The following is a 10000-nucleotide window of genomic DNA, read 5'->3' as shown; positions in this document are numbered from 1 at the left end:
TTGGATCAAAAAATCGTTCTGAGGGTTCTCACCAACCTCATTAAAAATTCCATGGAAGCCATCGAAAGAAAACGGGAGAAAGAAAAATTATCCAATTACATGGGTTCGATTTTGATTTCCGCTTCGACGACAAGAAAGATTATGAGAAGAGTTGCGGTGATTTCAATCGAAGACAATGGAATCGGAATTTCGGCGGAATTAAAACAAAAAGTTTTTGAACCGTATTACTCGACCAAAAATAGCAATACTTCCGGAATCGGTTTAGCGATCGTTCAAAAAAGTGTGATTGACCACAATGGTCATATTTCTGTAGATTCTTCTCGTATGGGCGGATGTCGTTTTCAAATCGAACTTCCCGTATCGTAACCGATCATGAAAATTTTTATCGTCGACGACGAACCCGAAATTAGAAAATCCCTGAAGGAAATCTTAGAAGACGAAAATTTCGAAGTGGAAACTTTTTCCACAGGCAAAACCTTACTTAAACAACTCAAAAATGAAAGACCTTCTTTGATTCTTTTGGATGTCTGGTTAGGCAAGGAAGATGGAATCGTCATTCTAGATGAATGCAAAAAACTTTATCCGACTCTTCCTGTGCTTATGATCTCCGGGCATGGAACGATCGAAATTGCAGTCTCGGCCACCAAAAAAGGAGCCGTTGATTTTTTGGAAAAACCCCTTTCCATTGAAAAGGTTCTCCAGGCGATCGAGAATGTAATCAAACCGGAGGGAAAATATACCTCTTCCGATATTAAATTAGAATATGATGAAATTCTGGGAAACTCTCCTGCGATTCAAAAAGTAAAGTTTGCAATTGCTCAGGCCGCTTCTACAAACGCTCGAGTTTTTATATACGGAGAAAACGGGACAGGAAAGGAACTCGTTGCGAGAACCATATTCAAAAATTCTAAACGAAAGGATTTGCCTTTTGTCGAAATGAACTGTGCCGCGATTCCGGAAGAACTCATCGAATCCGAATTGTTCGGATTTACAAAAGGGGCTTTTACGGGGGCGACTGATTCCAGAATCGGAAAATTCGAAGCCGCCAACGGAGGAACTTTGTTTCTCGACGAAATTTGCGACATGTCCTTGTCGACGCAGGCAAAGGTTTTACGAATTCTCCAGGAACAAAGATTTGAAAAACTGGGAAGCACGGAGACGATCACGGTGGACGTTCGAATCATCGCCGCAACCAACATTCCAGTGGAAGAGGCGATTCGGGAAGGAAAGTTTAGAGAAGACTTATATTATCGATTGAATGTGATTCCGATTACGATTCCACCTCTTCGGGAAAGAACCTCCGATATCCCTTTATTGGTGGACTATTACATTTCTAAAACCTTGGAAGAAAACAATCTACCTCCGAAGAAAATCGAATCCGAGGCTATTTCCATCCTTCAAAATCATTTTTGGCCGGGAAATATTCGGGAATTGAAAAACGTTATGGAAAGGCTTTGTATCATGACAGTGGGATCTACGATTACCGCAAACGACGCGAGAGATGCACTGAAAGGTTTCAAAACGGCGAATGAGATGGCGGAACTAGGAGATTTTCGAAAAGCTAAGGAAGAATTTGAAAGACAGTATATTATAAAGACGTTACAGACTAACGAAGGTAACGTGACTAGAACTTCCCGGGTTCTCGGAATAGAACGTTCTCATTTATACAGAAAGATGAAGTCGCTTAACATTTCTTCGGATCAGTACACGGATGGATAAGGAAATTCTCTCTGAACTCGGAAGAATTCTGGGGGATCTCCGTTTTTTGATTCAAAAAAAGCAGATTCCGATCCTACGACTTTCGGGAGAACAACCTCCGGAAACTACGGAGCTCATTTGGAAAGAGGAAATCTGGCTTCCTTCTTCTCAATCCCACGATCTTGAATTGGAAGCGACTGGAATCCAGGTTCGAAGAGCCGCCAAAACGGCGGAAAGGAATTTCGTTTGTAAACTTTGTTCTGAACGGATCAGTGCGGTTCGTAATTTTATAATCAAAGGACGAAAACCTATATTAGTACTTCATTATACGGGAGAAATCGTCCCAGGGAAACCTGCATTTTCCAAAACCTCTCCGGATCAGATTTTTAGGACTAAAGAAGCCGAAGAACTTTTCGGGAGAATGATCCAGAAACAATTCGGATTCAGCCATAGGGAATTTTATTATCAAGAATATCCGGCTTGTATTTTCGCTCATTCCAAGTCGAATGCGGAAGACTGGAAAGTCAGAACCGAAAAATGCGAAGTCCAAGTCAAAGAAACGATCGATACCGAAAGGATCAAAGGAATTATTCTTTTGGGAACGAGCGCTATCGCGGTCTATGGAAAGGAAAAAGCCCTCGAAATGATGGGAAGAACGTTAGACTTCCTTCCGGGAGTGCCGATGATCGTTCTCAGATCTCCCGAAGCGATTGTGGCAATCGAAACCAAACGTAAAAATTTTAGGGGAGCTAAAGATTCTTTTGAATTCGAGACGATCAAAAAAGAGGAGATTTCGGTTAAGGAAAGTATTCTTTCTCAACTCTCGCTTTTTCAAAACAAACTCAAGGATATACTTTGATCTATTACGCCGAAGTTGCGTTTGATCTTCCGATCGAAGAAGACACCTTCACGTACGAGGTTTTACCGAATACACAGGTCGGAGTTCGGGTCTTGGTCAAACTCCGAAACAGGGAAGAAGAAGGAATTATCGTCTCGATTCATCAAAACGAACCGAATTATAAGGTTTTGCCGGTGGTGAAAATCATAGATAAAACTCCGATTGTCCTCAGGGAACAAATCGATCTTGCATATTGGATGAAGGATCAATACATCGCTTCTCTCGGAGAGTGTATCTATAAGATGATTCCCGCGGGAAGAAGACAGGTTAAACTCGAAGCGTTTCCTTCGGATTCGGAAGGTAAACCTGTAAAGTTAAACGAAGAACAGGAAGTCGCTTATCAAAATATCCTTTCCACCTTCGGACGAACTGCGGTTCATCTTCTATTTGGAATCACAGGTTCCGGTAAAACCGAAATTTACATACACCTCATTCAAAAAGCCCTCGAAACTCCGAATCGTTCCGTGATTCTACTCGTCCCTGAAATCAGTTTAACGTTTCATATTATCCGAAAGTTGGAGCTTATCTTCCCGGGACAACTGGCCGTGCTTCATTCCGCACTCAAGATCTCCGAGAAGTTCAAGGCATACAACGAACTTTTAAACGGTAAAAAAAGAGTCGCGGTCGGAACGAGAAGCGCGATTTTCGCTCCTGTTTCGAACCTCGGCCTTGTCATCATCGACGAAGATCATGATTCTTCGTTTAAGGAACATTCCAATCCGAGATATCACGCGCGCCAAGTTGCGATGCAAAGGTGCAAAACCAACAACGCGGTTCTTGTGATGGGAACTGCGACTCCCTCTTTGGAAATCTATCATCTCGCCAAGGAAAAAAAAATTTATCTGCATACTCTCACAAAAAGACCGGAAGGAGTTCTACCTCCAACGGTGCGTATCGTGGAAAATCAAAAGGAGTCTAACGTTATTAGTTCCGAGCTTTCCTTCGAGATCAAACGAAGACTGGATAAAAAAGAACAGGTAATTCTTCTTCTGAACAGAAGAGGGTATAGTCCTTTAATTCACTCTCCTTCAACTTCTTCCTACGTTCCTTGTCCGAATTGTACAACCAACCTTTGTTATCATAAAAAAGGGACTGCGATCTGTCATCTCTGCGGCCATACCGAAAATTTGGATTCCTTAGAAAAAAGAATGGGGGAGCGATTTACTTTGAAAGGAACCGGAACCCAGAAATTGGAAGAGAATCTTTTAGAAGCGTTTCCCAAAGCGAGAGTGGAACGTTTGGATCAGGATTCCATCCAGGACCGGAGTTTGTTAAACGAAGTGCTTTCCCGATTGCTTGAGAGAGAAATCGACATTCTCACCGGGACACAGATGATTGCAAAAGGACTCGACGCTTCGCAAGTGACTTTGGTGGGGGTTTTGAACGCCGGAATCGGTCTTGGGCTTCCGGACTTTAGGGCTAACGAAAGGGTTTTTTCCCTTTTGACTCAGGTAGCAGGAAGAGCGGGGCGTTCTAAACTTAAGGGAGAAGTGATCATTGAAACTAATGTTCCCGATCATCCGGTGATTCAGATGGCGACAAGTCAAAACTACATTCAATTTTATGAATCTGAAATTCCGGTAAGAAAAGAACTCTTTTATCCTCCCTTTTCCAGACTTGTACGAATCGTTTCTAGATCCAAAGACGAAAAGATTTCTTTGGAAACGATCGAACTCGTATTCGGGGTTTTAAAAAAATTCTTTCCATCCAAGGATACGATTCTGCTCGGCCCCGCACCCTGTCCCTTTTATAGAATCGATTCCAACTTCAGAAATCATATCATTCTCAAAACTACTTCACCGAGCGATTGGAGGGAAATTTTTAAAAAAGAGATTCGCCCTCTGAAACTTTCGAAAAAAGTGTATTTAGAAATCGACTTCGATCCTTTGGATCTGGTGTAAGAACTGTCCCTATCTTTGTTTTGCAAAAAGCCTCGCTTTCGCTGCGACTATCTCGCTTCTATGATCGATTGATAGGGCAAACCTTGCAGCTTGATTTTTTTGAGAAGATAAAATATAGTTTTTAGGACACGCTGTAACATGAAAATCGGATACTTTGGAACCCCGGAACATTCCGCAAAACTTTTACAAGCGCTGATCGATTCTAGGCTTGCTGAAGTTTTGTTTGTCGTCACTAATCCTGATCGTCCTAAAGGAAGGAGTAAAACTCCCGAAGCCGGTCCAGTAAAAAAAATCGCGCTCGAACACCATATTCCCGTATTTCAATACGAATCTATTAAAAGGGAAAAAGAAAAAGCCCTTTCTGATTTCGGTTCTTTCCCTGCAGATCTCTATGTGGTCTTTGCCTACGGTTCCATTCTTCCCAAAGAAGTGTACGAGCACCCTCCTTTGTCTTCTATCAACTTACACGGATCTTTGTTGCCGGATTTACGTGGAGCTTCCCCCGTTCAAACCGCGCTTTGGAAAGGTTACAGCACATCCGGGATTACGATTCAATACATTGGGGAAAAAATGGACGAAGGTGATATTCTTTTGTCTCGGGAAATTGGCATCGTCCCGGAAGATAATACGGGAACTTTGATGAATAAGATCACAGACGCAGGAATCGAATCGATTCTTAGGTTATTGAAGACATACGATGGAAAGCCGTTTCCTGCCATTCCTCAAGATCACGGTAAAGCAACGTATTGCGGAAAAATCAAATCGGAAGATAGAATTTTAAATTGGTCCCTCGGGGCAGAGGAACTGCATAATCGAATCCGAGCCTTATATCCGGATACAATTGCAACGACTCGGTTTCGAGAAAAAAGAATGGGTATTCTGAAAACAAGGCTTTCTTCCTTGCCCGTCGAATCGAATCCAGAGCCTGGCAAATTGAAACGGTTGGACAAAAAAGGCCTTCTTACGCAGTGTGGTGATGGTAGATTTCTGGAAATTCTGGAATTACAGCCGGAAAATAAAAACAGGATGTCTGCATCCGATTTTCTCAACGGTTTCAGAATCCAGGAAGGGGAAACATTCGGGTGAATCAGGAACAAATCAAAGAAAAGTATCTTCCGATCGGAGGTTACATCTTATTCTTAGCGGTCGGTCTCCTTTTATTTTTTAGCGCGGCTTTCCTAATCGTATTTATAAGAACTAAAAATACGGCCAAGATAATCGTTCCGGATCTGATTGGAAAATCCTATCCCGAAGTTCACAACGAATTAGGTCGCCTTCAATTGAAAGTGCGTCTGGAAAACAAACGTTATCCGGATAAGACAGACGGAATCATTCTTTATCAATCCATTCGTCCTGGAAGAGAAATAGAAGCGGGAAGCAAGATCGTTCTAACCGTAAACACGGGACTTGATCGTTTGATCGTTCCCGACGTAAGAGGCCAATCCATTGATTCCGCAAAAGCAAATCTTCAGAAAGTTCTCTCCGGAGAAACGTATGTAGAAATGCAAATCGGCGGAATTACCTATATCGAACCACAAGCGGATCAACTTCCGAATACGATCATCGATCAAATTCCGGAACCGGGAAAAAATACTTCCGCAAGAGAAAAAGTGTTCTTGCTGGTAACCAAGGCTCCATCCAAAACTAAGGAAGAATTTTCTCCTGCCTCTTTCCAAGGTGCGTCCTTTCCATTCGTTCAAAAGAGTTTAACTCGTTCGGGAATCAAAACCAGAGTGGAAGAAATCGTAAAAACCCGAGTTCGTTTGGAAAACGGACTTGTTCAATCGGCAAGATTAGAAGGGGACGAAGTTCGTTTTAAGGTTTATTACTTCGAACCCGAACTTGCAATTGAAAGTGGTTACGAAATGTTTTCTTACGAAGTCGGAGATGACGGAAACTACAAAGCGGTTCTCAAGGTTCCCAATCAGGAAGAGCCGGATGTGTTGACTCTTCCGATCGCTCTCAAGGACGGCGAAAAATTTCAGACCGTATTTTATCGGAAGGGAAGCATAAAGCTGACTCTTTTGGATGCGTCCGATGCAAAAGTAAAATCCAAATCCTACGAGAGCGAGCTTTGAAAATTTCCGCATCTATTTTAGCGACAAAGCTGACTGAACTAGGAGAAACAGTTCCTCACTACGATCCGAATGCGATTGATCTGATGCACATGGACGTGATGGACGGAAATTTTGTTCCTCAGATCAGTTTCGGAGAAGCGCTTAGCAAAGAAGTTAAGGCCCTCACATCAATTCCGTTGGATGTACATCTGATGGTTTCCAAACCGGAAAATCACGTTTCTAAATATTATGAACTGAATCCTTATTGTATCACATTTCACATTGAAACCACTGACTTTCCAGTGCGGCTTGCTCAAGAAATCAAAAGCCACGGAACAAAAGTGGGAGTTTCGTTAAATCCGGGGACTTCCGTTTCCACTCTAGAAAACGTTCTTCCTTATGTGGATCTGATTCTTTTGATGACGGTCGAACCAGGTTTTTACGGACAAAAGTTCATCGTAAATGGAATGGAAAAAATCCGGAAAGTGAAAGAGTTGATCCATACCAGACCGATCGAACTTGAGGTGGATGGAGGAGTCAACGATACCAATATCCAAGAGTTAAAGAAGAATGGAGCGGATATTGTAGTCGTCGGAGCTGGACTTTATAAGACAGGAAAGCCCATGGATAACGCGAGAAATCTAAAGTCCTTAGCAAAAGGGTAAAAATGATTGGTGAAATAACGACTCACTGAATCGAAAGTTTTTATCAAAGAAATCTTTTGAAACTTTTACGTCCTTGCGTTTCCATTCCGGGTTGTATTTTAAGTTCGTTTCATCTTGATTCTTTTAGGATGTTTTCTTGACAGAGGGACATATTGTCTAATATTGGTAAAAATTATGCATTCTTTTTTCGGATGTCTATGATTCGAAACAATAGAATGGCTTATAAAAGGAAAACATCCCTTGGTAAAGCTTAGATTACAAAGAACTGGAACCAAACACGATCCTCATTATAGAATTGTTGCAGCTGATAGCAGAGCACCTAGAGACGGAAAATTTGTAGATATCGTAGGCCATTACCACCCGGCTCAGATTAAAGAACAGACTACCTTTCATAAGGAAAAAATTCTTACCTGGCTGAAAAATGGGGCTCAACCGACCGGAACCGTTCTGAACCTGTTTAAGAACGCAGGAATCTGGGCGGAATATAAAACCGCTCTTAAAAAGTAATGGAAGAATTACTGAAGTACATTGTTGCTTCTCTCGTTGAATTTCCCGAAGAAATTGTAATTCGAGAGATTGAAGGAGAAGAACAAAACATCATCGAACTCCGAGTTTCCCCGAAGGATGTGGGAAAAGTCATCGGTAAAAACGGTCGTATTGCAAAATCCCTGCGCGCGATTCTTACTGCGGCTTCCGTAAAAGCAGGAAAAAACTTCTCCCTAGAGATCATTGACTGAAGGGTGGATTTCCCTCGGTCAATTGGGCAAACCCTTTGGAATCAAAGGATGGCTTCGTTTTAACGTTCGGGAGTCCGTTCTCACAAAGGTCAAACTTCCAGTTCGATTAAAACTGGGTAAACCCGATCCCAATTTTCCCGAAAAAGAAATTATTCTCTTAGAAATCCGTCCACATAGCGGAAAGTTCGTAGTTCGTTTTGAAGGAATTGCCACTCCCGAAGAAGCAGAAAAGTGGGTTGGAGGAATTCTTTTTCTGCCTCAAAATCTTCTTCCGAAAATCAAAACTAAAGACGAATTTTATGTCAGAGATCTTGTAGGTTTACAAGCGATCGATGAATCCGGAAAGAGCCTGAATTGGAAACTGACGGATATACAAGATAATCCGGCACATCCGATTCTTGTTTTTTCAAAACCGGAAGGGGAGGAAATTCTCATCCCCTTTTTACACGTTTTTGTGGGGGAACTTAATCTGGAAAAAAAGACGATCGTATTGATACAATCGGAGCTTTGGAATGAAGTTTAATTTCATCACACTCTTTCCCGAAAAAATTCAATCTTATTTCTCGGAAGGGCTCCAGCAAAAGGCGATTGAGTCCGGAGTATTTTCTATAAACACAGTCCACCTAAGAGATTTTTCTGGGAACAAACACAATCGAGTGGATGATACGATTTACGGAGGGGGACCGGGGATGCTTCTTCGGGTGGAGCCGATTCATAAGGCGCTTTTATCTTTGGGAGAGAATAAGGGAATTGTTATTTTAACTTCTCCGTCTGGAATTCCATTTCATCAAGGCATCGCCAACAAATTGAAAGAAACCGAAAAACCTCTAACATTCATTTCCGGTTATTACGAAGGTGTGGATCACCGCGTTGCGGAACATCTAGTTGACATGGAAATGTCCCTTGGAAATTATGTATTATCTGCCGGGGATTTAGCCAGCATTTGTATAGCAGATGCTGTGTCCAGGCTTTTGCCTGGTTTTTTAGGGGCAGGGGAAAGCCTTCTGGATGAGTCTCATAATCATCCAGACGTTTTGGAATATCCGCAGTTCACGAAACCCTCGGAATACAATGGATGGAAAGTTCCTGAAGTGCTACTTAGCGGCAATCACGCTTCGATTTTAGCGTGGAGGGAACAAAATAGAAAAAAGATCGATCCCGATCAAGAGAGGAAATTATGAATCAACTTTTAAGAAAAGTATTAACTTCAGACGCTGAAAGAAAACAAAATTTCGCGGTAGGAGATACTGTTAAAGTACATTATAAAATTATTGAGTCCGGAAAGGAAAGAATTCAGGTTTACGAGGGTGTTGTAATTTCCATCGCAAACGAAGCAAACGGAAGAACTTTCACGGTTCGTAGAGTTTCCTACGATATCGGAGTAGAAAGAATTTTTCCTTTGTTTTCTCCAAGAATCGCCAAGATAGAACTTGTTCGTAAAGGGAAAGTAAGAAGAGCAAAACTTTATTACTTAAGAAGCTTATCCGGAAAAGCGGCTCGTATCAAAGAACTCAAGGGTGGTAAAGCCCTTGTAAGTGAAGATAGAAAAAGACAACAAGAAAGCTCTACCGAGGCTGCTGCAAAACCAAAAGCAGAATAAGCCGGTTTGCCGGAGTCGTTTTTCACTCATTTCGAACCGGAAGAATACCGGTTCTATTCAGAATCGATTCCTTGTGGAATCGACGAAGCCGGAAGAGGTCCTTATGCGGGACCTCTTTCTGTTGCATTGGTCTCTTTTTCTCAAAATACGCTTAACCAAATCCTGGAAGGAAAGATTCTCAAAGGATTGACTGATTCTAAAAAACTTTCCGAGAGAAAAAGAGAAGCACTTTATCCGGAAATTCTAAAAACCGCACAAATTTCGTACCGAACCTTCTTAAGCCCAAATTATATCGATCGGGAAGGAATCAATCGAGCCGTACTAGAAGGAATTCGAAAATGCGCTAAAATGGCGATTCGAGCTATTTCATCCACTCTTCCTCTGCAACTTTTGATCGACGGAAATTATAACTTCAATCGTTATCCAGAGTGGAATTATTTTAAG

13 protein-coding genes (2 of these 13 only partly in view) are annotated in these 10000 nt (G+C 41.9%); all 13 read left to right on the top strand.

Translation table 11 applies throughout. The features are described from left to right. On the top strand, positions 1-366 hold the 3' portion of the coding sequence (locus LEP1GSC062_RS14885; protein WP_020984659.1) for an LIC_11548 family sensor histidine kinase. It extends 1425 nt beyond the left edge of the window; 366 of the gene's 1791 nt are visible here — the last part of the coding sequence; its start codon lies beyond the left edge, outside the window; it ends in the stop codon at positions 364-366. A 6-nt stretch (positions 367-372) separates the two neighbouring features. Further along, positions 373-1719, top strand: a complete 1347-nt coding sequence (locus LEP1GSC062_RS14880; protein ID WP_020984682.1) for a sigma-54-dependent transcriptional regulator — start codon at positions 373-375, stop codon at positions 1717-1719. After that, positions 1712-2557: a hypothetical protein gene (locus LEP1GSC062_RS14875; protein ID WP_010579008.1), complete on the top strand. Its 846-nt coding sequence runs from the start codon at positions 1712-1714 to the stop codon at positions 2555-2557. The genes LEP1GSC062_RS14880 and LEP1GSC062_RS14875 overlap by 8 nt, the downstream gene beginning before the upstream one ends. Beyond that, complete coding sequence (priA, locus tag LEP1GSC062_RS14870) at positions 2554-4497, top strand: replication restart helicase PriA (protein ID WP_020984649.1); 1944 nt, start codon at positions 2554-2556, stop codon at positions 4495-4497. The genes LEP1GSC062_RS14875 and priA overlap by 4 nt, the downstream gene beginning before the upstream one ends. A 138-nt stretch (positions 4498-4635) precedes the next feature. Then, positions 4636-5583 carry a methionyl-tRNA formyltransferase gene (gene fmt / locus LEP1GSC062_RS14865; RefSeq protein ID WP_010579007.1) on the top strand — a complete coding sequence of 316 codons (948 nt, stop codon included), beginning with the start codon at positions 4636-4638 and terminating at the stop codon, positions 5581-5583. Further along, on the top strand, positions 5580-6575 hold the full coding sequence (locus LEP1GSC062_RS14860) for a PASTA domain-containing protein (protein WP_010579006.1): 996 nt from the start codon (positions 5580-5582) through the stop codon (positions 6573-6575). Before fmt ends, LEP1GSC062_RS14860 begins: the two co-directional genes overlap by 4 nt. Then, complete coding sequence (gene rpe, locus LEP1GSC062_RS14855) at positions 6572-7219, top strand: ribulose-phosphate 3-epimerase (protein ID WP_010579005.1); 648 nt, start codon at positions 6572-6574, stop codon at positions 7217-7219. The genes LEP1GSC062_RS14860 and rpe overlap by 4 nt, the downstream gene beginning before the upstream one ends. A gap of 240 nt (positions 7220-7459) precedes the next feature. Next, entirely contained in the window at positions 7460-7726 is a 267-nt protein-coding gene (gene rpsP, locus LEP1GSC062_RS14850; RefSeq protein WP_004460657.1) for a 30S ribosomal protein S16, read from the top strand. After that, positions 7726-7956 carry a KH domain-containing protein gene (locus LEP1GSC062_RS14845; RefSeq protein WP_000391865.1) on the top strand — a complete coding sequence of 77 codons (231 nt, stop codon included), beginning with the start codon at positions 7726-7728 and terminating at the stop codon, positions 7954-7956. The genes rpsP and LEP1GSC062_RS14845 overlap by 1 nt, the downstream gene beginning before the upstream one ends. Then, the gene (gene rimM, locus LEP1GSC062_RS14840; RefSeq protein ID WP_010579004.1) at positions 7949-8479 is read left to right on the top strand and encodes a ribosome maturation factor RimM; all 531 of its coding nucleotides are present in this window, start codon (positions 7949-7951) and stop codon (positions 8477-8479) included. The genes LEP1GSC062_RS14845 and rimM overlap by 8 nt, the downstream gene beginning before the upstream one ends. Next, positions 8469-9137, top strand: coding sequence for a tRNA (guanosine(37)-N1)-methyltransferase TrmD (gene trmD / locus LEP1GSC062_RS14835; protein ID WP_010579003.1), 669 nt, complete (start codon positions 8469-8471; stop codon positions 9135-9137). The genes rimM and trmD overlap by 11 nt, the downstream gene beginning before the upstream one ends. Then, complete coding sequence (gene rplS, locus LEP1GSC062_RS14830) at positions 9134-9556, top strand: 50S ribosomal protein L19 (protein ID WP_010579002.1); 423 nt, start codon at positions 9134-9136, stop codon at positions 9554-9556. The genes trmD and rplS overlap by 4 nt, the downstream gene beginning before the upstream one ends. A 6-nt stretch (positions 9557-9562) precedes the next feature. Further along, on the top strand, positions 9563-10000 hold the 5' portion of the coding sequence (locus LEP1GSC062_RS14825) for a ribonuclease HII (protein WP_010579001.1). It continues 234 nt past the right edge of the window; only the first 438 of its 672 coding nucleotides appear in the window; the start codon lies at positions 9563-9565; its stop codon lies beyond the right edge, outside the window.

It is taken from the genome of Leptospira alexanderi serovar Manhao 3 str. L 60 (genome assembly GCF_000243815.2).
Lineage (GTDB): Bacteria > Spirochaetota > Leptospiria > Leptospirales > Leptospiraceae > Leptospira > Leptospira alexanderi.
The sequence above is the reverse complement of the archived record's forward strand: the minus strand, read 5'-3'. Positions and strand labels throughout refer to the sequence as shown.